The organism is Flavonifractor sp. An306 (genome assembly GCF_002159455.1).
In the GTDB taxonomy this organism is placed as follows: domain Bacteria; phylum Bacillota; class Clostridia; order Oscillospirales; family Oscillospiraceae; genus Flavonifractor.
Window position 1 is genome coordinate 52,165 of the sequence record NZ_NFIQ01000001.1, and the last position, 20,425, is coordinate 72,589.

Sequence of the window (20,425 nt, forward strand, 5' to 3'; positions counted from 1 at the left end):
CCTGTTTGGAATGGAGCGAGGGCCGGGAAGAGGGAAGTCGGGTGGAAGTCCCGCGCAGTCCCGCTGCCGTAAGAGAAGAGCCGCCGGGCACCATGTCACTGGGGAACCCCGGGAAGACGCGCGGCGGCAGTGAGGCTCGAGCCGGAAAACCTGCCCGGTCCGGCAATCCAACCACCTACGAGCGATAGGAAAGGATGAGACAATCATGAGACAATCCAAGCTGAACCAAATCCTGCTGACGGTCGGGATGCTGGCGGCGCTGGCGGGGGTATTCGCCGTCAACGCCGGAGCCATGCACATCGCCGAGGGCTATCTGCCGGTGAACTGGTGCCTGCTGTGGGGGGCGGTGTGCATCCCCTTTGTGGTGGCGGGCTTCTTCTCCATCAAGAAGCGCATCGACCAGGCCCCCAGAGCCAAGATCCTGCTGGCCATGTGCGGAGCCTTCGCCTTCGTGCTCTCCGCCCTGAAAATCCCCTCCTTCAGCGGTTCCTGCTCCCACCCCACCGGCGTGGGCCTGGGGGCCATCCTGTTCGGGCCCCTCACCATGACGGTGCTGGGCCTCATTGTGCTGCTGTTCCAGGCCCTGCTGCTGGCCCACGGCGGCATCACCACCCTGGGGGCCAACACCTTCTCCATGGCGGTGGCCGGGCCCATCCTGTCCTGGGCGGTCTACAAGTTGCTGCGGAAGGTCAACGCCCCCGCCTCGGTGGCGGTGTTTGCCGCCGCCGCCCTGGGCGACCTGTTCACCTATGTGGTCACCTCCCTCCAGCTGGGCATCGTCAACGGCGGCACGGTGAAATTCCTCACCATCTTCGCCGTCACCCAGGTGCCCTTGGCCATCGCCGAGGGGCTGCTCACCGTGGTGATCTTCAACGTGCTGGAGAAGTACAGCCGCGCCCAGCTCCAGGAGCTGCGGGTGCTGTGAGGAGGGAACGGATATGAAAGTTTGGCAGAAAAACCTGATTTTGATTCTTTTGGTCATCGTCATCGCCGCCGTCCCCCTGTGGCTGCTGCCCAACGCCGAGTTCGGCGGGGCGGACGGCGCGGCCGAGGAGGCCATTACGGAGCTCAACCCCGACTATGAGCCCTGGTTCGAGCCCATTCTGGAGCCCGCCAGCGGCGAGGTGGAGTCCCTGCTCTTCGCCCTCCAGGCCGCCATCGGGGCGGGGGTCGTGGGCTTCGTGCTGGGCCGGTTGACCAAATCCGATAAAAACAAAGGAGCGAACTGACCATGGGTACCGACCGCTACGCCTATCAGTCCCGGCTGCGCCGGGTGTCCCCCCTGCCCAAGCTGGCGCTGGCGGCGGTGGCCCTGGTGGTGTGCCTGTGCTGCGACAGCGTATGGGTGGGCCTGGTGACGGTGCTGGTGATGGGGGTGCTCATCACCGCCCTGGGCGGCCTGCCCGTCACGGTCTACCTCCACTTTCTCAAGGTGCCCCTGGCCTTCCTGGTCATCGGGGGCATCACCATTCTGATCCACAGCTACCCGGCGGGGACAACGGTGGTGGCCGCCCTTCCGGTGGGGGAGCGGCTGTGGGGCTTTACCGCCCATGACCTCTACCAGGCGGCCCGGCTGTTCTGCAAGGCCCTGGGGGCGGTGGGGTGTATGTACTTTCTGTCCCTCAACACCCCCATCACCGATCTGACCATGGCCCTGGAGAAGCTCCACGTGCCCCGTCTGCTGGTGGAGCTGATGGAGCTGATCTACCGCTTCATCTTCGTGCTGGCGGAGACGGCGGCCAACATCCGCCTGGCCCAGGAGTCCCGGCTGGGCTACCAGGGGTTCCGCCGGTCGGTGAACTCCCTGGGCACCCTGTCCTCCATGGTGTTCCTCCGAGCCTGGCGGAAGGGACAGAGCATCTATACCGCCCTGGAGTCCCGGGGCTACACCGGCAGCCTCACCACCCTGGCCGGGGACTATACCCCCGGCCTGTGGCTGCTCCCCCTGACGGCGGGGGTGGCGGGAGGCCAGCTGCTGGTGTTCTGTTTGGAAAGGATGGCGGTGGGATGAATCCTGCGATTGAGACAAAAGAGCTGTGCTACGCCTATGAGGACGGCACCACCGCTCTGGATCACATTACCCTGTCCGCCGGTAGGGGGAGCATTACCGGTATCCTGGGGGCCAACGGGGCGGGCAAGTCCACCCTGTTTCTCAACCTCAACGGGGTGTTCACCCCCAAGAGCGGCCAGGTGCTGCTGGACGGTCAGCCGGTGAAGTACGACCGGAAGGGGCTGGCCGCACTGCGGCGGCGGGTGGGCATCGTGTTCCAGGACCCGGACGACCAGCTCTTCTCCGCCGACGTGTACCGGGACGTGTCCTTCGGCGGGGTGAACCTGGGCCTGGAGCCGGAGGAGGTCCGCCGCCGGGTGGAGGAGGCCCTGGAGCGCACCGGTACCTCCGCGCTGCGGGACCGGCCCACCCACGCCCTCTCCTACGGCCAGAAAAAGCGGGTGGCCATCGCCGGGGTGCTGGTGATGGAGCCGGAGGTGCTGATCCTGGATGAGCCCACCGCCGGGCTGGACCCCCAGGGGGTCACCGAGATCATGCGCCTGCTGGTCCAGCTGCGGGACAGCCTGGGCATGACCATTCTGATCGCCACCCACGACATGGACATCGTCCCCCTCTACTGCGACTACGCCTACCTGCTGGGAGGCGGCAGGGTGCTGCTGGAGGGAACGCCGGACGACCTGTTTGCAAACCCGGAGGCCCTTCGGGCCAATCACCTGCGCCTGCCCCGCATCGCCCACCTGATGGAGGTGCTGCGGCAGGCCGACGGACTGGATACCCACGGCGCCCCCGCCACCATCGGCGCGGCCCGGCGGGAGATTTTACGCCTGCTCAAGGAGGAAGAAAAGGTATGAATCAGGGGAAACTCTACGGGGTGGGAGTGGGTCCCGGCGACCCCGAACTGCTCACCATCAAGGCCCAGCGGATCATCCGCCAGTCGCCGGTGCTGGCGGTACCTGACGCCGGCCGGGGGGAAAAGACCGCCCTGGCCATCGCCGGGGAGCTGGCGGAGGGCAAGCAGCTGCTGTACTGCGCCGCCCCCATGATCCGGGACGAGGCCCAGCTGGACGCCGCCTATGAACAGAACGCCGACCTGGTGTGCGCCCAGCTGGACCAGGGGAAGGACGTGGCCTTCCTCACCCTGGGAGACCCCACGGTATACTCCACCTACCTCTACCTCCACCGGAAGGTGGTGGCCAGGGGGTATGAGGCGGAGATCATCCCCGGCGTGCCCTCCTTCTGCGCCGTGGCCGCCCGGCTGGGCATGGCCCTGTGCGAGAAGAGCGAGCGGCTGCTCATCGTCCCCGCCTCCCACAAGGATATGTCCGACTGCATGGACCTGGACGCCAACCTGGTGTTCATGAAGGCGGGCAAGGAGATCGGGGCCCTGAAGGACACCCTGGCCCACCGGGGATTGCTGGACCGGGCCTCCATGGTGGCCAACTGCGGCATGGAGGGGGAGCTAATCTGCCCCAAATTCGCCGACATGGCCGACGGAAGCGGCTACTTCTCGGTGGTGCTGGTGAAGAAGGGGGAACAGGCGTGAATCTCATCATGGCCGGTCTGGACTGGCACCGGGCCCCCATCGACCTGCGGGAGGCGCTGTCCTTCACCCGCAGCCAGGTGGTGGAGCTGGACCGTAGGCTGTGGAAGGACCCCCGGGTGGAGGGCTGCGCCCTGCTGTCCACCTGCAACCGCACGGAGCTCTATCTGTCCTGCACCGACGGGGCGGAGGTGGACGCCGGGGCCCTGCTGTGCGCCGCCGCCGGGGTGGAGCACGCCCCCTTTGCCCAGGCCTTTACCGCCTGCAGGGGCCGGGAGGCCGCCCGCCGTCTCATGGAGGTGGCCGGGGGGCTGCGCTCCCAGATCTGGGGGGAGGATCAGATCGTCACCCAGGTGAAGGGGGCCATTCAGACCGCCCGGGAGGCGGGGACGGCGGACAGCGTGCTGGAGACCCTGTTCCGCAACGCCGCCGCCGCCGGCAAGGAAATCAAGAGCAAGGTGCGCTTTGTGGGGGTGCCCCGCTCCGCCGCTCAGAGCGGGGTGGAGAAGCTGGCGGACACCCTTGGGGGGCTGACCGGCAAACAGGGCCTGGTCATCGGTAACGGGGAGATGGGCCGGCTGGCCGCCGAGCTGCTCCACGCCGCCGGGTGCGCCGTCACCATCACCCTGCGCAGCTACCACCACGGCCAGACCGTGGTGCCCGCCGGGTGCGCCGTGGTGCCCTATGAGAAGCGATACGACGCCATGGAGGGGATGGACCTGGTGCTCTCCGCCACCACCAGTCCCCACTACACCGTGGCGGCCTACGAGCTGGCCGAGCTGGCCCGGCCTCCCAAGGTGCTGGCCGATCTGGCCATCCCCCGGGACATTGAGCCGGCGGTGGGCCAGCTGCCCGGCTTCACCCTCTACAACGTGGACGACCTGGGGGTGGAGGTGTGCCGGGACATTCCCCCGGAGGCGGAGGAGATTTTGCAAAAATACCTCTCCCAGCTGGAGCAATGGGAGAATTACCGGGCCTGCCTGCCCGGTTTGGAGCGGGTAAAGCAGGCGGTGACCGCCCGGGTGCTGTCCACCGACCTGGACGGCCCCGAGGCCCGGGACCTGGTGGAGCTGGCGGTGAGCCGGGCGGTGGATCTGCTCTCCGGCGGGCTGAAGGAGAGCCTCACCCCGGAGGATCTGGAGCGGGCCGCCCGCAAGATCGAGGTTCACACCGCGGCCAAACCCCGGTGGAGCCAGCCGGAGGAGAAGCCCTTCCGGTTCCCCCTGTTTGTGGAGCTGGCGGGCAAGAAAGCCGTCATTGTGGGGGGCGGCGCCGTGGCCTGCCGCCGGGCGGGGGTGCTCTCCCGCTTCGGAGCGGAGGTGGTTCTCATCGCCCCCCGGTGCAAGAGCCTGCCCCAGGGGGTCAAGTGGCTCCAGCGGCCCTACGCCCCCGGCGACCTGGCCGGGGCGGAGCTGGCGGTGAGCGCCACCGACGACCGGGCGGTGAACCACGGGGTAGGGGAGGAGGCCCGGAGCCTGGGCATCCCCGTCAGCGTGGCCGACGCCCCCGAGGAGTGTACCTTCTTTTTCCCGGCAGTGTGCACCGGGGACAACATCGTGGCCGGAGTGGCCGGGCGGGGGGACGACCACGCCCGCACCGCCCGGGCCGCCAAGGCCATCCGGGCCGTACTGGAGGGATTGGAATGAGGACCATACGGGTGGGCAGCCGGGAGAGCAGGCTGGCGGTTATCCAGTCGGAGCTGGTGATGGAGGCCATCCGGGCAAGTCACCCGGACATTGCCCTGGAGCTGGTGACCATGAAGACCACCGGGGACAAGATCCTGGACCGCACCCTGGACAAGATCGGCGGCAAGGGCCTGTTTGTCAAGGAGCTGGACGCCGCCCTGCTGGAGGGCCGGGCGGATCTGACCGTACATAGCTGCAAGGATCTGCCCATGGATATTGACCCCCAAATTCCGCTGGCGGGCTTTACCCGCCGGGAGGACCCCCGGGACGCGCTGGTGCTGCCCCAGGGAGTCACGGAGCTGGACGAGAGGAAACCCATCGGCTGCGCCTCCGCCCGGCGGGCGGTGCAGCTGCGGGAGCTGTTCCCCGGCATGGAGGTGGCCCCGGTGCGGGGCAACGTGCTTACCAGGCTGCGCAAGCTGGACGAGGGACAGTTCTCCGCCCTGGTGCTGGCCGCCGCCGGACTGAAACGGCTGGGGCTGGAGCACCGGATCACCCGGTATTTCACCGTGGAGGAGATGATCCCCGCCGCCGGTCAGGGTATCCTGGCCCTCCAGAGCCGGGCGGGGGAGGATCTGAGCTACCTCAGCCAGGTGGTGGATGAGGAAGGGACCCTGTGCGCCATGGCCGAGCGGGCCTTTGTCCGCCGGCTGGACGGGGGCTGTTCCTCCCCCATCGCTGCCCACGCCCAAATCGTGGGGAATGACATTTTGATGACGGGGCTGTATGTGGACGAGGCGGGAAATACCTTCCGCCGGAGGGTCACCGGCCCCAAGGACCAGGGGGAGGCGCTGGCCGTCGCCCTGGCGGATGAGATGAAGGAGGCTTGCCCATGCCCGGAAAAGTGACATTGGTGGGGGCGGGACCGGGAGACCCCGGCCTGCTGACCCGAAAGGGGCTGGAGGCCCTTCAGAACGCGGAGGTGGTGGTGTACGACCGGCTGGTGGGACCCGCCATCCTGGCCCTGATGCCGGAACAGGCCGAGCAGATCAACGTGGGCAAGCAGGCCTCCCACCACCCCATCCCCCAGGACCAGATCAACCGGATCCTGCTGGACAAAGCCCTGGAGGGGAAAAATGTGGTGCGCCTCAAGGGGGGCGACCCCTTCCTCTTCGGCCGGGGCGGGGAGGAGCTGGAGCTGCTGGTCCAGCACGGCGTGCCCTTTGAGGAGGTGCCCGGCATCACCTCCGCCATCGCCGCCCCCGCCTACGGGGGCATCCCGGTGACTCACCGGGACTGCTGCTCCTCCCTGCACATCATCACCGGCCATCAGCGGGCGGGGAAGGAGCTGGATATCGACTTTGAGGCCCTGGTGCGCACCAGAGGCACCCTGGTCTTTCTCATGGGGGTGACCGCCCTGCCCAATATCCGCGCCGGGCTGCTGGCGGCGGGTATGGACCCCGCCACCCCCGCCGCCGTGGTGGAGCGGGGCACCACCCCCGTCCAGCGGCGGATCTCCGCCACCCTGGAGACCCTGGGACAGGCGGCGGAGCAGGCCCGGGTGGAGAGCCCCGCCGTCATCGTGGTGGGCAGCGTGTGCGCCCTGGCGGAGCAATTTGACTGGTTCGACAGCCTGCCCCTGAAGGGGAAAACCGTGGTGGTTACCCGCCCCAAAGAGCGCATCGGTACCCTGTCCGCCCGGCTGCGCTCACTGGGGGCCCAGGTGTGGGAGTATCCCTGTATTGCCACCGTGCCGCTGGATCCCTGCCCGGCCCTGGACGGGGCCATGGAGCGGCTTTCCCAGTATGAATGGCTGGTTCTCACCAGCCCCGCCGGGGTGGATACCCTGTGGCGGTGGCTGGAGGACCACGACAGGGACGCCCGTACCCTGGGCGGCGTGAAACTGGCCGCCATCGGCCCCGGCACCGACCGGGAGCTGGGCAAATATGGCCTGCGGACCGACTACGTGCCGGAGGTGTACGACGCCGCCCACCTGGGGGCGGGGCTGCCCGCCGGGGGAAACGTGCTCATCCTCCGGGCGGAGGAGGGCTCCCCCGCCTTGACAGAGGAGCTGGCCAGGCGTAACATTGCCTATGACGATGTGGCTACCTACCGCACGGTGTATGAAAATCCCCGCTCCCAGGAGCTGCGGGAGGCGGTGGAGGGGACGGAGGGGCTGCTGGTTACCTTTACCTCCGCCTCCACCGTGAAGGGCTTTGTGTCCTCTGTAGGGGCGGACGCGGACTTCTCCCGGATGGCGGGCATGTGCATCGGAGCCCAGACCGCCGCCCAAGCCCAAAAGCACGGCATAACCGTAAAAACAGCCAAAGCGGCCACCATGGACGCCCTGGTGGAATTGATTGTAGAAGGTGTTTGACATGGAACTGATCCAACGGCCCCGCCGCCTGCGGGGCAGCGACGCGGTGCGCCGCCTGTGCCGGGAGACCCGCATGTCCCCCGACAGCCTGATCTACCCCATTTTCGTGGACGAGACTCTGAAGGGCGTCCGGCCCATTGAGGCCCTGCCGGGGCAGAACCACTATGGGCTGGACAGCGTGCACCTGGCGGTGGAGGAGTGCCTGGCCGCCGGGGTGAATCACTGCATCCTCTTCGGCCTGCCCGCCACGAAAGACGCGGTGGGCTCCTCCGCCTGGGCGGAGGACGGGGTGGTGCAGCAGGCCATCCGGGCCATTAAGCAGAAGTACCCCGACTTCTACGTGATCACCGACGTGTGCATGTGCGAGTACACCGACCACGGCCACTGCGGCATCCTCCACGGCCATGAGGTGGACAACGACAAGACCCTGGAGGTGCTGGCCAAAACCGCCCTCTCCCACGTCCAGGCGGGCGCCGACATGGTGGCCCCCTCCGACATGATGGACGGCCGGGTGGCCGCCATCCGGGCGGCGCTGGACGAGCATGGATACACCGGCACCCCCATCATGGCCTACTCCGCCAAGTACGCCTCCGCCTTCTACGGGCCCTTCCGCTCGGCGGCGGGCTCCGCCCCCTCCTTTGGGGACCGGAAGGGCTACCAGATGGACCCCCACAACGGCCGGGAGGCCCTGAAGGAGTGCGCTCTGGACATTGAGGAGGGGGCGGACATCATCATGGTCAAGCCCGCCCTCAGCTACCTGGACGTGATCCGGGCATGCTCCGAGGCCTACGATGTGCCCATGTGCGCCTACCAGGTGTCCGGCGAGTACGCCATGATCAAGGCTACCGCCGCCGCCGGGCTGATCGACGAGTACCGCATCCTGTGCGAGAGCGCCGTCTCCATCTTCCGGGCGGGGGCCAATATGCTGATTACCTACTACGCCAAGGAGCTGGCGGAGGCCATCCGGAAGGGGGATATCGGCTGATGGGACGCTCGGAGGAACTGTATGAGCAGGCGGTGAAGGTGCTGCCCGGCGGGGTCAACTCCCCGGTGCGGGCCTACCGGGCGGTGGGCATGGCCCCCCGCTTCATCACAAAAGCCGACGGCCCCTTCCTCTGGGACGAGGACGGGAAACAGTATATCGACTATGTGTGCTCCTGGGGCCCCATGATCCTGGGCCACAACCATCCGGTGATCCGGGAGGCGGTGGAGCAGGCCGTGAAGGACGGCCTCTCCTTCGGAGCCCCCACCCGCCGGGAGGTGGAGATCGCCCAGCTGATGGTGGACCTGGTGCCCAATATCGAGATGGTGCGGATGGTCAACTCCGGCACCGAGGCCGTCATGTCCGCCGTCCGGCTGGCCCGCGGGGCCACCGGCCGGAATAAGATCATCAAGTTCGAGGGCTGCTACCACGGCCACTCCGACTGCCTGCTGGTGAACGCCGGCTCCTCCGCCTTGGCGGGAGGCCACCCCTCCTCCGCCGGCGTGCCGGAGGATATCGTCAAGCACACCCTCACCGCCCAGTTCAACGACCTCTCCTCGGTGGAGGCCCTGCTGGAGGCCTGGCCCGGTCAGGTGGCCTGCATCATCGTGGAACCGGTGGCCGCCAACATGGGGGTGGTCAACCCCGCCCCCGGCTTCCTGGAGGGTTTGCGCAGGCTGTGCGACAAGAGCGGCGCCCTGCTGATCTTTGACGAGGTGATCACCGGCTTCCGGCTGGCCCTGGGAGGCGCCCAGGAGTATTTTGGGGTGAAGGCCGACCTGGTGACTTTTGGCAAGATCATCGGCGGCGGCATGCCGGTGGGGGCCTACTGCGGCAGCAAGGCCCTGATGGAGCAGGTGGCCCCCTGCGGCCCGGTGTATCAGGCGGGCACCCTCAGCGGCAACCCGGTGGCCATGGCCGCCGGACTGGCTCAGCTCACCTATCTGTGGGACCATCCGGAGGTCTATACCGACATCGCCGCCAAGGCCCAGTGGCTGGCGGAGGGGATGCGCGCCGCCGCCGCGGAGGCGGGGGTCCCGGTGGCGGTGAACCAGATTGGTTCCCTCCTCTCCCCCTTCTTCACCCCCACGGAGGTAAGTGCCTTCGTGGACGCCAAGGGCAGCGACGTGGGCCGGTACGCCAAGTATTTCCAGGGAATGCTCCATCATGGGATTGCCCTGGCCCCCGCCCAGTTCGAGGCCATGTTTGTCTCCGCCGCCCACACCCAGGCGGAGCTGGAGGCCACCCTGGCGGCGGTCAAGGCCGTATTCCCTCAGCTGTAAGACACAAAAAAACCGTGGACCTGCCGGTCCACGGTTTTTTGCGTTTTTACTTAGTGGGGTGCAGACCCATGACCATCCGCCGCCAGACCACATAGCCCTTCTTGTACAGGTAGCGGGTGCGGGCCATCTTCTGAGCCTGGGCGTAGCAGAGGTCCAGCTCCACCATGTGGGCCGTGGGGTCGGACTCCCAGGACAGCAGCTTTTTGCGGAATTTCTCAAACTGCCAGCAGTAGATCATGCGGTACCAGGCCTGGCTTTCCTGGGAGGCGTCCTGCTTCCAGTAGGCCCCGAACTGCTCCTCCATGGGGGCGAACATGACCCCCTCCATCTCCTCCGGTGTACACAGACCCTGGTCAATGGCCATGTCCACGATGTCGGTGCCCGGCAGGAAGTTGAGGCCGTGGAGCTGAAGCTCATAGGGGGAGGGGAACTGTTTCACCAGGTAGTAGGATTCCTTCAAATCCTGGATGGTCTCAAAGGGGTGCTGGAGCATCAGATCGAAGCTGCCCCAGAATACCCCCGCCGCCCGGATGGCCTTGATGGCGTTGAGGATCTCCTCCTGGGTCTCATACCGGTGGAAGATGTCCCGGCGCACCCGCTCCGAGCCAGACTGGATGCCCATGATCACCTCGGTGAGGCCCACGGATTTCAGCTTCTTCAAGGTCTCCAGATCCACCATCTTGGGGTGGGACCAGATGGTGAAGGGCAGGTGGATGCGCTTGCCGTACTCCTTCACAAACTCGTCCACCCAGCCGGGCAGGTTGGGGAAGATCTCGTCGTAGAAGTGGATGAACACCAGCTTCTTGCACTTCTTTTTGGCCTCCACCAGCTCGTCGATGACGCTCTTTACCGAGCGGGTGCGTACCCCGTGGATGCCCTTGGGCAGCAGCCGCCGCAGATTGACGCAGCAGCAGTAGGAGCAGGTGAAGGGACAGCCCCGGGAGGCGATGACCTCATAGCTGCGGGTGGACAGCTGGGGGTCTCCCTCCACCAGGGTGTCGTGCTCGATGTAACAGGCGCCCTTGCTGTCCACCACCGGCAGGCCGCACTGGTCCACCTCGTTTACCAGCCCGCCGATGTCGTTGCAGTGGGCCTCGCTTCCCTCCATCCAGCACAGGGAGGGGATGTCGGTGTAGTCGGTGCCGTTGCGCAGGGCGTTGGCCAGCCGGCACAGGTTCTCCTCGCCGTCGGCCCGGAGGACGAATCTGGCCCCCCGCTCCAGCATCTTCTGAGGAAACATGGTGGCGAAGGCTCCGCCGCACACCACCGGGGCGGAGGTGGCGGACAGGGCGGCGTCCAGCACCTGGTACACCGTGTCCAGATACATGGAGCTCATCACAGAAAGGCCCACCAGCACCGGATTGGCCTCGGCCACCACCTTGCGGAAGAGCTCCAGCTCCTGCTGGGTGGTGGGGCTGGGCCGGACGGAGTTGAAGTCCTTGTAAAAGACGGTGCGCACGGCGTAGCCCGCCCGCTCCAGGGCGGCCTGAAGGTAGCGCACCCCCAGGGCCTTCTTGTTATAAAAGGCCACCAGCACCACAGTGGGCTTGGCGGCGGCGGAAATTTCCGGCATAATTGGTGAACCTCCTGACAAAAATCCAAAAATAACCCGAATTTACCAGTATAACAGCACCATTATACCGGACAATGTGGAAAAGTCAAGGGCTCCCCCCTAGAACAGCCAGAACAGGATTTCCTGAGAAACCGCCATGCCCGCCTTGCGCTGGAGGGCCAGGGAGGGAGCGTTGTCGGTGAATACCTGGCCGTAGGCGTACTGCCCCCGGGACAGGGCCAGAGACACCACCCCGCGGAGCAGGGCCTCCCCGATCCCACGGCGGCGGTAGGGGGGCAGCACCTCCAGCATGCCGATGGCCCCCTCGATGTGGAACCCGGCAAAGCCGGCGGGTTTTCCATTCACAAAGGCCCCCAGCATCCCCCGGTCTATGGCCCCCTCCATGTACGCCACCCCCCCGAAGGCGTGGCTGTAGTGGTCGTAGACCCAGGGAGCCCAGGACCGGTCCAGCAGCCGCAGCGCCCCGCCGAAGGGCAGGGGGGCGGGGGGCGTCTCCTCCAGCCAGGCCGCCTGATAGCAGATCTGCTCGCAGGTCAGCCCGAACCGGGCGGCCAGCCGGTCCTTGTACCAGAGCTGGTGGCCGGTGAGGATGGTGCAGCCCTCCATCAGCGGGAGCATCCGCTCCAGGGCCTGGGGGGTGTCCGCCCCCAGCATGTGGGCCTCCGCCAGCCGGTCGTAGAGGAGCACCCCGTCGGCTCCTGTGTACAGCAGCTCCGCCGTGCCCCGCCGGATGGGCTCCAGCATGTCCAGGTAGAGCAGCCTATTTCGGTTCAGAAAGGCCAGCGCGGTTTCTCCGCAGACCATGGCGCCCCTCCTTGTGCAGCGGCAGGGAGATGATGAAGCTGGTGAGGGTGCCGTTGCTCTCGCACCGGATGGTGCCCCCGTGGAGCTCCACGATCTCCTTGGCGATGGCCAGACCCAGCCCAGCCCCACCGGTGCGGGAGGAGCGGGCGGCGTCCAGCCGGTAGAATTTTTCAAAGATGTTGGACAGCTCCCCCTCGGGGATCTCCAGACCCTGGTTGCGGATGGTGATTTCGGCGCTGCGGCCCTGGGCCTGGGCCAGAATGTCCACCTGGCCGCCGGGGGTGGAGTAGCTTACCGCGTTGCGCAGCACGTTGTCAAACACCCGGGCCAGCTTGTCCGGGTCCCCCAGCACCACCAGATGGGGCTGGATCTGAGGCGAGCAGGTCAGACGCTTTTCGGCGAACAGGGGATAGAACTCGTCGGCCAGCTGCTCCAGCAGCATGGACAGCTGGATGGGGCCCTTTTCCCCCGCCTCGCTGTCCAGGTCCATTTTGGAGATGTCAAAAAATTCTCCCAGCAGCTCCTGGAGCCGCTGGGCCTTGTCCAGGGCGATGCCGGTGAATTTGGCCCGCTGCTCCGCCGTCAGTCCCGGGTCGTCCCGCAGCAGGGTGAGGTAGCCCACCACCGAGGTGAGGGGGGTTTTCAGATCGTGGGCCAGAAAGGCCACCAGATCCCCCTTCCGCTGCTCGGTCTCCCGGGCGGCGGCCTCCCGGGCGGAGAGCTGCCGCCGGATGGCGTTCAGGTCCTCCTGGATGGGCTTCAGCTCCCGGGGCAGCTCCACCGGCTCCGCCCCGTCGGACAGCAGCCGCCGGGTGGCGGTGCGGATCTCGTCCAGCCAGCGGGTGAACCGGCCCATGGCCACATAGAAGGAGATCAGCATGAGCACCATGGTGCCCAGGGTGAGGATCTCCTGTTTGTTGCCCCGGATATACTCCTGATAGAGCAGGTCGGCGGCCTCCTGGGACTGGCCGAACAGGGCCCCGGCCCCCCAGATAAACAGGCGGTATATGGGGTCCTGCAGCACCCCGTCCACCACCACCTCCAGCAGGAACAGGCCCACCGCTCCGGCGATCAGGGTGCCCAGAATCACCCACAGCAGCATTTTCAGCTTCAGCCGGGTATACTTTTCCGTCATGCCGTTTCTCCTCTCCGGGGATGGGATCGGGCGGCGGAGCGCTTGGCAAACCGGCCCACCGACCACAGCCCGCCCACCAGCATGACCTCCAGGAAGGTGGCAAACCGCCACAGCACCATGCCCACCGCCAGATGCTGGCCGAAAATGGGGCCCATGAACAGGTAGAAGCTGCCCTCCGCCCCGCCGGCGTTGCCGGGGAGCATGATGATGCGGGAGAGCACCATCACCAGACACTGGACCATCACCAGCTCCCAGAAGGAGCAGTCGGTGAGCCCCAGCCCCCGGTAGAGGAAGAAAGGTACGGCGAACAGGGCGGTGAGCTCCACAAACATGCCCAGATACAGCCCCACGAACATCCGGCGGTTTCCCTTCAGGGCGCGCAGCTGCTGGCAGAACTCCTCCACCTTGTCCATGCCCTTGTCCACCATGCCGGGCCGGGCCATCACCTTCCAGTGCCGGGAGAGGAATGTGAGGATGCGGCGGATCAGCCGCTGGATGGGCTCCGGCCGGACGGCGGTAAACAGGGCCAGCCCGCACAGAAACAGGTACAGGGCGATGAGGGCTCCCGCCCCGATCACGGCGGAGCCCAGGCTCTCCCGCCGCCAGAGCAGCTCGTAGGCCAGGGCGGCCACGGCGTAGCAGGTGTACACCATGGTGTTGGCCACCGCCTTCCAGGTGTAGATGGAGGCGGTATAGGTGGCGGGCATCCCCGCGTCGTACATCAGCTTGAGCTGCACCGGCGCCCCGGCGGGGCCCAGCTTATAGTAGAATTCCCCGATATAGGCCGCGTCAAAGCAGCCCAGCAGGCTCACCGGGCAGCCCAGGGAACGGCCCATGCCGAAGAAGATCAGCGCGTCCACGCTCTCGCTGAAAGGCACGCACAGGGCGGCGGCCACCAGCCACACCGGCCGCATACCGGCCAGCAGCTCCCGCAGGTCCATGGTCCGGCCCACGTAGACCACCAGTCCCACCAGGATGCCGCCCCCAATGGTCAGACCCACAATGGAGAAAATACGGTTGAACAGGGCCTTTTTGCTCCCCTTTTTCGTGGAGATTCCTCCCTTGCATCAAAACTTCCGCAGCAGCGTGCCCCCGCACCGGCACCGGTAGCGCTCCGGGTGGAGCACCAGCGGGGAGGCCTTGGTCCGGGGGAACTCCCGGCCGCAGCTGGTACACACCACCAGATGGCGCACCGGCCTCTCGTCAGGCACCCCCAGCTCCCCGCAGGTGCCGGTGCGGGAGATGGCATAGCCGTAGGCGGCGTTCATCTGCCCGGCGTACCGCTGCCACTGGGGGCCGTGATTCCGGCAGCCGGGGCAGGTGTGGAGCACCTCATGGGCCAGAGTCTGGAGGCAGGCCCGGTCGTCAGCCTCCAGCAGCCGGTGGGTCAGCTCGATGGTGAAGCTGCCGTCCATCTGCCGGATGCAGCAGCCGAACCGGGTCACAGCCCGGCGGTTGACGGTGACATGGGGGTGGAGCCGGTGGGACACCGGAATGCCCAGCGCCCGGGCCTGTTCCACCGCCTGAGCCAGTAAAAAATCAAAGCGTTGCTCCATAGCGCGCCTCCTACGTTACATACCAGGCATTGTATCATCTTTCCCCGAAAAAGTCACTACCTGCCACATAAGGGGAAAGTTGTGATGATTTTCTTACGATCGCTCCGGTGGCTTGACTGGTCCGGCGGGATATGGCTATAATAAAACAGAAAAGGAGGGGGAGGCCCATGGACGCCAACATCCTGGTGGTGGACGACGAGCCGGAGATCGCTGACCTGATGGAGGTCTATCTGAAAAGCGAGGGCTGCACCGTGTTCAAGTGCGGCACCGGCACCCAGGCCCTGGAGGTGGTCAACAGCCAGAGTCTGGACCTGGCCATTCTGGACGTGATGCTGCCCGACATCAGCGGCTTCACCCTCTGCGGGGAGATCCGGAAAAACCACCACTTTCCCGTGCTCATGGTCACCGCCAAGGGGGCGGACATCGACAAGATCACTGGCCTGACCATCGGGGCGGACGACTATATCACCAAGCCCTTCAATCCCCTGGAGCTGATGGCCCGGGTAAAGGCCCAGCTGCGGCGGTACACCCGGTACAACGAGGTGGACAAGGCCGCAGACAGCCGGGACATCATCGACTTCAACGGCCTGGTTATCAACCGGGCCACCCACGAGTGCTTCCTCTACGACCGGGAGCTGGCTCTCACCCCCATTGAGTTTGATATTTTGTGGATGCTGTGCGAGAACCGGGGGCAGGTGATCTCCGCCGAGCGGCTGTTTGAGGCGGTGTGGAAGGAAAAGTACCTGGACCGGAACAACACCGTCATGGTCCACATCCGCCGCCTAAGGGAGAAAATGGGGGAGCCCTCCCGCAATCCCCGGTTCATCAAAACCGTGTGGGGCGTGGGTTATAAAATTGATTGAGAAAAATCGAAAAAAGTAGTTGACAAATGGGGGAACATCGGCTATACTAAATCTCGCCCTGTTCGACCGGGCAAGAAACGGCGGCATAGCTCAGTTGGCTAGAGCATGCGGTTCATACCCGCAGTGTCCCCGGTTCAAATCCAGGTGCCGCTACCAGACCCAAAAGACGGCACGCGCCGTCTTTTGGGATCCCATTTCCGTGGCGGTTCCCGCCCGCTTGGGCAACATGGCCCGTTGGTCAAGTGGTTAAGACACCGCCCTTTCACGGCGGTAACACGAGTTCGAGTCTCGTACGGGTCACCAATATGGAGGCGTAGCTCAGCCGGTAGAGCACTTGCTTCACACGCAAGGGGTCACAGATTCGAGTTCTGTCGTCTCCACCAAAAGAATCCGAACCTCTCGTCTTTGGACGAGAGGTTCGGATTTTTTCACGCCTAAAAATTGACCGCCTCCGGCGGGGGCGGTCAATAGTAGGAGAGCAGGGTGCCGGCCTCCACCTTCTGCTCCAGGTTCATGATCATGTCGGGGAAGATGAAGGAGTGCAGCAGCTCGGAGCACCAGTAGTTCTCCTTGGAGGTGAGCAGCACCGCGTAGATGGACTTGCTCAGCGGGTCCTCATAGGGAATGGGGGCCATCCCCAGCCTGTGGGTGCTGCGGGCGGCGGATTCCTTGAGGTAGATCACCGCGTCCACGCCCCCGTGCTCCAGACAGTGGAGGGTGGAGCGGTAGGGCATGTGAAAATACTGAATGTTCAGCCCCTCGCAGCACAGGCGGGTCAGCTGCGTCTGGTCGTAGGAGCAGGGGTCGTAGGCCACCCGCATCCCGTCCCGCAGCCTGGTCTCCTTGGGATTGGAGAAGGCGATGACGTGGGATTTGTTGTAGCTGCCCCGGGGCAGCTCCACAGCCATGGTCAGCTGCGGATTTTTTTCCAGGCAGACGTCGGCGGACAGGCGGGAGACCACAACAAAGTCAAACCGCCCGGCCAGCAGGCCGTTGACACGGTTCTGGGCGCTCTGCATAAAGGCCATGTTGAAGGGCAGCTGAGCGTACTCGATGCTGGTGGTGAGGGCGGTGGCCAGCCCCTTGAGGGAGTTGTTGGAGGGGAGGGGCATGGCGCCGATGAGGGTGTTCCAGCCGGTGTATTCCCAGATTTTCCGATGGTTGATGGCTGTGATATAGCTGCCCAGATGGCCGGATTTTTTCAGGGTCATGGCCTCCCCGCACAGCTGGGCCAGGGCGGACTGGACGGTGCCGCGGGACACCTGATAGCGCTCCACCAGCTCCGTGATGGCGGGGATCCGGTCCCCCACGTGGTAGGTCATCATCTCACGGGCGAGATTATTCAGAGTCAATCCGATCTTCAAACGATAGGAGTCGTTGGCTTTCATCTGTACCCCCCTCTCCCTTGGAATATGGTCGGCTTATGATGATTTAGTATAGCATTTTTTCTCTGCAAAAACAAGAAAAGGGCGGAAAAACAGGGGAGTCAGAGGGCCAGGAAACAGGCGGCAGCTGTGAAAATTACGAAAGGAAAAAGTGGAGAAAGTCGCTTCCTGTAGAAAACATACAAAATTTTGTATTTTGGGGATTGACAAATAGAACTGGAAGGTCTACTATAAGCACATGAAAAGAATGTACAAAAAAACGTACGGTAAATAAAAAGGAAAGAGCGGAATCACCAAACTGAAGATTATGAAAAGAGACAAAGGAGGGAAAAAAGGAGAAAATAGGCGGAAACAGGCGGCTCTTCTGGGCAAAATGCACACATCTACAGGTTGGCCAGATGGGCAATTTTTTGGGCTGAAAGTACAAAAAAATGTATTTTGCAAACTGACAGAAAGGTGTAGAAGCGATGAAGAAGTACATTATGGTCATCGACGAGGGCACGACCGGCGTACGCACCATGATTTTCGACCGGGCGCTGAACCTGCAGGCAAAAGCTTACGAGACGCTGAATCTGATGTATCCTCATCCCGACTTTGTGGAACAGTCGCCCGCGGAAGTCTATGAACGCACCGTAAGCACCATCAAGAAAGCCGTTCTGGCAGGTGGGATCGACCCCAAGGAGATCGAGTGTATCGGCATCTCCACCCAGCGGGTTACCTGGGTACCCTGGCGGCGGTCCGACGGCGAGCCCCTGATGAACATGGCCACCTGGATGGACCGGCGGGGCATTCCCCGCCACAAGGAACTGAAGGCGGACAAGGAGTTTGAGCGCCGGTTCCCGGAGATGTACAACTCCATCCAACCCCAGCACATCGCCTGCGGTCTGGGCTGGCAGCTGCGGCAGGACGAGAACCTGCGCAGGATGATGGACGCCGGCGAGCTGATGTTCGGCACGGTGGACACCTGGATCGTCTACAAGCTGACCCGGGGCAAGGTGTTCGCCTCCAACGCCTCCAACGCCGGCACCACCCGCCTCATCGACAACCGGACCCTCAACTGGAACGTGGAGGCCATCAAGTATCTGGGCATCAACCCCGACATGTTCCCCGAGGTGAAAAACGAGGCCGACGACTACGGCATGCTGGACAAGGACATTCTGGGGGTGGAAATCCCCATCACCGGCGTGGTGGCCGACCAGCAGAGCGCCCTGTTTGCCCAGGCCTGCCTCACCCCCTGGACGGTCAAGTCCACCAACGGCACGGGCAGCTTCGTCACCTTCAACCTAGGCGACAGGAGCGTGGAGGGCAAGGGGCCCTACGCCAGCATCGTGGGCTGGAAGCTCCCCAACCAGGTCCGCTTCATGGCCGAGGGCTTCCTGCCCACCGCCGGCAGCGCCCTGGAGTGGCTGAAAAACGAGGCCCACCTCATTGACGAGTTCGGCGAGCTGCACGGCATCATCCACAGCGTGCCCGACTCGGGCGGCGTGTTCTTCTCCCCCGCCCTGAACGGCTTCCGGGCCCCCCTGAACGACGCCACCGCCAAGGCCGGATTCCTGGGCATCTCCGGCGGCGTCAAGAAAGCCCACCTGGTCCGCTCGGTGGTGGAGGCCATCGCCTTCGCCAACGCCCACGTGATCGAGGACATCGGCAAGTGGTTCCATGTGGAGAAGCCGGAAACCGTCAAGATCTCCGGCGGCGTGGCCCAGGAGGAGCTGCTGGGTCAGCTCATCGCCAACGTGGTGGGCACCAAGGTGGAAAAGCCGGTCTCCCTGGAGGCCAGCGCCATCGGCGCGGCCGAGTTCGCCGGTATTTACACGGGCATCTACACCCTGGAGGACATCCCCAGACTGCTGACTGTGGAAAAAGTTTATGAGCCTGACGCCAATGCGCAGAAGGACGCGGAGACCTATGAGAAGTGGAAGAAGGTGATCGAGCGCACCACCAAGTGGGAGTTCTGACACGACGCTTGTGCTACCGGCAGAAAGGAAACAAGAAGACGATACGGAAAGGCGGTTCACTGTGATGAGCAAAGAAAAAGTTAGCGCACGCGCATGGATCATCGTATCGATCGTTTGGATCGGCTACGTAGTGGTCAACCTGGCGAATTTCTCCATCGGTATCATGATGCCGGACATTCAGGCCGAGTTGGCCCTCACTGTGAGTCAGACCGGCTGGCTGTCCGCCAGCTCCTGGATTCTGAAGGCGCTGTTCTCCATTCCCATCGCGCTGCTCCTGTCCAGATTCAACGCCAAGAACATCATTCAGGCTGTGTTCGCCATCGTGAGCGTGGGCCTGCTGCTGCAGGGCTTCGCGCAGAACTTCGTGATGCTGTTCCTGGGCCGGGCGCTGGTGTACGGCGTGGCGGCCGCCATCCTGGCCCCTCTGGCGGTGGTCAAGATCAAGCTGATCCCCAAGGAGCGCATGGCCAGCATCAACGGCATTGAGAACTTTACCGGCCCCCTGGGCCAGGTCCTGGGCACCGCGGTGGTCCCCTTCATCATCGCCACCATGGGCACCTGGAGAAACACCATGATCCTGATGGGTATTCTGGCCATCATCGTGACGGTGGTGTGGAGCGTCTGCTGCAAGAAGGAAGACGGTATGTCCGAGGCCAACACCACCGGCAAGGCCCAGAAGATCCAGTTCCTGGCTCCCCTGAAGGAAGCCTGCAGCCACAGAACCGTATGGCTGCTGGCCCTGGGCTGGTGGGGCACCGGCCTGATCTGGAACGCCATGTACTCCTACTGGCCCACCTTCGTGCAGGAAAGCTACGGCATCGGCACCGAGGTCTCCGGCGTGATCCTGGGCGTCCTGCCCATCGCCTCCATCATCGGCTCCTTGACTTCCCCCAAGATCGCGGATAAAATCGGCTATGACAAGCCCATGATCTTTATCTGGGGCTTCATCCTTCCGGTGGCCTACTTCTGCATGATGATCACCAGCAGCATTCCGCTGCTGTGCGTGGCGGTGTTTGTGGCCGGCTACGGCGCATACGCCTTCGTGCCCATCGCCTTCACCTCCATCTACAAGATCAAGGGCATCAGCCCCCAGGCCGTCTCCATCGGCATGGCCATGATCTTCACCACCAACGGTGTGGGCGGCGCCCTGGGCGGCACCCTCTCCGCCTCCCTCAGCCAGAGCATGGGCCTGGAGGGCGCGCTGAAGGTCTGCTGCCTGTTCCCCCTGATTTTCGGTATCCTGACCCTGTTCCTGCCTGAGACCGGCAGAAAGGCCGCCGAGAAGGAGGCCATGAAGGGCTGAACGCAGGCGTGACGGACGCGGATTGTGTCA

General features: G+C 64.6%; 19 protein-coding genes, 3 tRNA genes and 1 riboswitch. Of the genes, 16 read left to right on the forward strand and 6 right to left on the reverse strand.

What is annotated here, in order from left to right:
- Nucleotides 1–2: 2 nt before the first annotated feature.
- Nucleotides 3–173, forward strand: a riboswitch (cobalamin riboswitch).
- A 32-nt stretch (nucleotides 174–205) separates the two neighbouring features.
- Genes B5F88_RS00280 through hemL form a run of 10 tightly spaced genes read left to right on the forward strand, consistent with a single transcriptional unit; the run spans nucleotide 206 to nucleotide 9,818 of the window.
- Nucleotides 206–925 carry an energy-coupling factor ABC transporter permease gene (locus B5F88_RS00280; RefSeq protein ID WP_087341000.1) on the forward strand — a complete coding sequence of 240 codons (720 nt, stop codon included), beginning with the start codon at nucleotides 206–208 and terminating at the stop codon, nucleotides 923–925.
- Between the two features lie 13 nt (nucleotides 926–938).
- Entirely contained in the window at nucleotides 939–1,229 is a 291-nt protein-coding gene (locus B5F88_RS00285) for an energy-coupling factor ABC transporter substrate-binding protein (RefSeq protein ID WP_087341001.1), read from the forward strand.
- A gap of 2 nt (nucleotides 1,230–1,231) precedes the next feature.
- Complete coding sequence (cbiQ, locus tag B5F88_RS00290) at nucleotides 1,232–2,011, forward strand: cobalt ECF transporter T component CbiQ (RefSeq protein WP_087341002.1); 780 nt, start codon at nucleotides 1,232–1,234, stop codon at nucleotides 2,009–2,011.
- A complete protein-coding gene (locus tag B5F88_RS00295; protein ID WP_087341003.1) occupies nucleotides 2,008–2,862 on the forward strand; it encodes an ATP-binding cassette domain-containing protein in 855 nt (284 codons plus the stop codon). The genes cbiQ and B5F88_RS00295 overlap by 4 nt, the downstream gene beginning before the upstream one ends.
- The gene (gene cobI / locus B5F88_RS00300; RefSeq protein ID WP_087341004.1) at nucleotides 2,859–3,554 is read left to right on the forward strand and encodes a precorrin-2 C(20)-methyltransferase; all 696 of its coding nucleotides are present in this window, start codon (nucleotides 2,859–2,861) and stop codon (nucleotides 3,552–3,554) included. Before B5F88_RS00295 ends, cobI begins: the two co-directional genes overlap by 4 nt.
- A complete protein-coding gene (locus B5F88_RS00305; protein ID WP_242959568.1) occupies nucleotides 3,551–5,197 on the forward strand; it encodes an NAD(P)-dependent oxidoreductase in 1,647 nt (548 codons plus the stop codon). The genes cobI and B5F88_RS00305 overlap by 4 nt, the downstream gene beginning before the upstream one ends.
- Entirely contained in the window at nucleotides 5,194–6,084 is an 891-nt protein-coding gene (gene hemC, locus B5F88_RS00310) for a hydroxymethylbilane synthase (protein ID WP_204246176.1), read from the forward strand. Before B5F88_RS00305 ends, hemC begins: the two co-directional genes overlap by 4 nt.
- Entirely contained in the window at nucleotides 6,069–7,553 is a 1,485-nt protein-coding gene (cobA, locus tag B5F88_RS00315; protein WP_087341005.1) for a uroporphyrinogen-III C-methyltransferase, read from the forward strand. The genes hemC and cobA overlap by 16 nt, the downstream gene beginning before the upstream one ends.
- A 1-nt stretch (nucleotide 7,554) precedes the next feature.
- Nucleotides 7,555–8,538, forward strand: a complete 984-nt coding sequence (hemB, locus tag B5F88_RS00320; protein WP_087341006.1) for a porphobilinogen synthase — start codon at nucleotides 7,555–7,557, stop codon at nucleotides 8,536–8,538.
- Nucleotides 8,538–9,818, forward strand: a complete 1,281-nt coding sequence (gene hemL / locus B5F88_RS00325) for a glutamate-1-semialdehyde 2,1-aminomutase (protein ID WP_087341007.1) — start codon at nucleotides 8,538–8,540, stop codon at nucleotides 9,816–9,818. Before hemB ends, hemL begins: the two co-directional genes overlap by 1 nt.
- 46 nt (nucleotides 9,819–9,864) lie before the next feature.
- On the opposite strand, the gene B5F88_RS00330 is transcribed toward hemL, so the two are convergent.
- From B5F88_RS00330 to B5F88_RS00350, 5 genes are all read right to left on the reverse strand, one after another.
- Nucleotides 9,865–11,391 carry a radical SAM protein gene (locus B5F88_RS00330; protein ID WP_087341008.1) on the reverse strand — a complete coding sequence of 509 codons (1,527 nt, stop codon included), beginning with the start codon at nucleotides 11,389–11,391 and terminating at the stop codon, nucleotides 9,865–9,867.
- A gap of 99 nt (nucleotides 11,392–11,490) precedes the next feature.
- The gene (locus B5F88_RS00335; RefSeq protein WP_087341009.1) at nucleotides 11,491–12,195 is read right to left on the reverse strand and encodes a GNAT family N-acetyltransferase; all 705 of its coding nucleotides are present in this window, start codon (nucleotides 12,193–12,195) and stop codon (nucleotides 11,491–11,493) included.
- Entirely contained in the window at nucleotides 12,152–13,330 is a 1,179-nt protein-coding gene (locus B5F88_RS00340) for a HAMP domain-containing sensor histidine kinase (protein ID WP_087341010.1), read from the reverse strand. Before B5F88_RS00340 ends, B5F88_RS00335 begins: the two co-directional genes overlap by 44 nt.
- Nucleotides 13,327–14,331, reverse strand: coding sequence for a lysylphosphatidylglycerol synthase transmembrane domain-containing protein (locus tag B5F88_RS00345; RefSeq protein WP_242959569.1), 1,005 nt, complete (start codon nucleotides 14,329–14,331; stop codon nucleotides 13,327–13,329). Before B5F88_RS00345 ends, B5F88_RS00340 begins: the two co-directional genes overlap by 4 nt.
- A 66-nt stretch (nucleotides 14,332–14,397) precedes the next feature.
- Nucleotides 14,398–14,886, reverse strand: coding sequence for a SprT-like domain-containing protein (locus tag B5F88_RS00350; protein ID WP_087341012.1), 489 nt, complete (start codon nucleotides 14,884–14,886; stop codon nucleotides 14,398–14,400).
- A gap of 167 nt (nucleotides 14,887–15,053) precedes the next feature.
- On the opposite strand from B5F88_RS00350, the gene vanR reads away from it, so the two are divergent.
- The 4 genes from vanR (at nucleotide 15,054) to B5F88_RS00370 (ending at nucleotide 16,132) form a co-directional block, all read left to right on the forward strand.
- Nucleotides 15,054–15,749 carry a VanR-ABDEGLN family response regulator transcription factor gene (vanR, locus tag B5F88_RS00355; protein WP_087341013.1) on the forward strand — a complete coding sequence of 232 codons (696 nt, stop codon included), beginning with the start codon at nucleotides 15,054–15,056 and terminating at the stop codon, nucleotides 15,747–15,749.
- Nucleotides 15,750–15,828: 79 nt separating this feature from the next.
- A tRNA-Met gene (locus B5F88_RS00360) sits at nucleotides 15,829–15,905 on the forward strand.
- A 72-nt stretch (nucleotides 15,906–15,977) separates the two neighbouring features.
- Nucleotides 15,978–16,052, forward strand: a tRNA-Glu gene (locus B5F88_RS00365).
- Between the two features lie 4 nt (nucleotides 16,053–16,056).
- Nucleotides 16,057–16,132, forward strand: a tRNA-Val gene (locus B5F88_RS00370).
- Nucleotides 16,133–16,213: 81 nt separating this feature from the next.
- On the opposite strand, the gene yhfZ is transcribed toward B5F88_RS00370, so the two are convergent.
- Complete coding sequence (yhfZ, locus tag B5F88_RS00375) at nucleotides 16,214–17,137, reverse strand: GntR family transcriptional regulator YhfZ (protein WP_087341014.1); 924 nt, start codon at nucleotides 17,135–17,137, stop codon at nucleotides 16,214–16,216.
- 464 nt (nucleotides 17,138–17,601) lie between these two features.
- Between yhfZ and B5F88_RS00380 the strand changes: the two genes are divergently transcribed.
- Together B5F88_RS00380 and B5F88_RS00385 are read left to right on the forward strand one after the other, a co-directional pair.
- Entirely contained in the window at nucleotides 17,602–19,092 is a 1,491-nt protein-coding gene (locus B5F88_RS00380) for an FGGY family carbohydrate kinase (RefSeq protein WP_087341015.1), read from the forward strand.
- A gap of 64 nt (nucleotides 19,093–19,156) precedes the next feature.
- Nucleotides 19,157–20,395, forward strand: coding sequence for an MFS transporter (locus B5F88_RS00385; RefSeq protein WP_087341016.1), 1,239 nt, complete (start codon nucleotides 19,157–19,159; stop codon nucleotides 20,393–20,395).
- Nucleotides 20,396–20,425 lie beyond the last annotated feature (30 nt).

Excerpts from the sequence above, each read along its gene's own strand:
- B5F88_RS00280 (WP_087341000.1), top strand. The coding sequence starts at position 206 with ATGAGACAATCCAAGCTGAACCAAATCCTGCTGACGGTCGGGATGCTG.
- B5F88_RS00285 (WP_087341001.1), top strand. The coding sequence starts at position 939 with ATGAAAGTTTGGCAGAAAAACCTGATTTTGATTCTTTTGGTCATCGTC.
- cbiQ (WP_087341002.1), top strand. The coding sequence starts at position 1,232 with ATGGGTACCGACCGCTACGCCTATCAGTCCCGGCTGCGCCGGGTGTCC.
- B5F88_RS00295 (WP_087341003.1), top strand. The coding sequence starts at position 2,008 with ATGAATCCTGCGATTGAGACAAAAGAGCTGTGCTACGCCTATGAGGAC.
- cobI (WP_087341004.1), top strand. The coding sequence starts at position 2,859 with ATGAATCAGGGGAAACTCTACGGGGTGGGAGTGGGTCCCGGCGACCCC.
- hemC (WP_204246176.1), top strand. The coding sequence starts at position 5,194 with ATGAGGACCATACGGGTGGGCAGCCGGGAGAGCAGGCTGGCGGTTATC.
- cobA (WP_087341005.1), top strand. The coding sequence starts at position 6,069 with ATGCCCGGAAAAGTGACATTGGTGGGGGCGGGACCGGGAGACCCCGGC.
- hemB (WP_087341006.1), top strand. The coding sequence starts at position 7,555 with ATGGAACTGATCCAACGGCCCCGCCGCCTGCGGGGCAGCGACGCGGTG.
- hemL (WP_087341007.1), top strand. The coding sequence starts at position 8,538 with ATGGGACGCTCGGAGGAACTGTATGAGCAGGCGGTGAAGGTGCTGCCC.
- B5F88_RS00330 (WP_087341008.1), bottom strand. The coding sequence starts at position 11,391 with ATGCCGGAAATTTCCGCCGCCGCCAAGCCCACTGTGGTGCTGGTGGCC.
- B5F88_RS00335 (WP_087341009.1), bottom strand. The coding sequence starts at position 12,195 with ATGGTCTGCGGAGAAACCGCGCTGGCCTTTCTGAACCGAAATAGGCTG.
- B5F88_RS00340 (WP_087341010.1), bottom strand. The coding sequence starts at position 13,330 with ATGACGGAAAAGTATACCCGGCTGAAGCTGAAAATGCTGCTGTGGGTG.
- B5F88_RS00350 (WP_087341012.1), bottom strand. The coding sequence starts at position 14,886 with ATGGAGCAACGCTTTGATTTTTTACTGGCTCAGGCGGTGGAACAGGCC.
- vanR (WP_087341013.1), top strand. The coding sequence starts at position 15,054 with ATGGACGCCAACATCCTGGTGGTGGACGACGAGCCGGAGATCGCTGAC.
- yhfZ (WP_087341014.1), bottom strand. The coding sequence starts at position 17,137 with ATGAAAGCCAACGACTCCTATCGTTTGAAGATCGGATTGACTCTGAAT.
- B5F88_RS00380 (WP_087341015.1), top strand. The coding sequence starts at position 17,602 with ATGAAGAAGTACATTATGGTCATCGACGAGGGCACGACCGGCGTACGC.
- B5F88_RS00385 (WP_087341016.1), top strand. The coding sequence starts at position 19,157 with ATGAGCAAAGAAAAAGTTAGCGCACGCGCATGGATCATCGTATCGATC.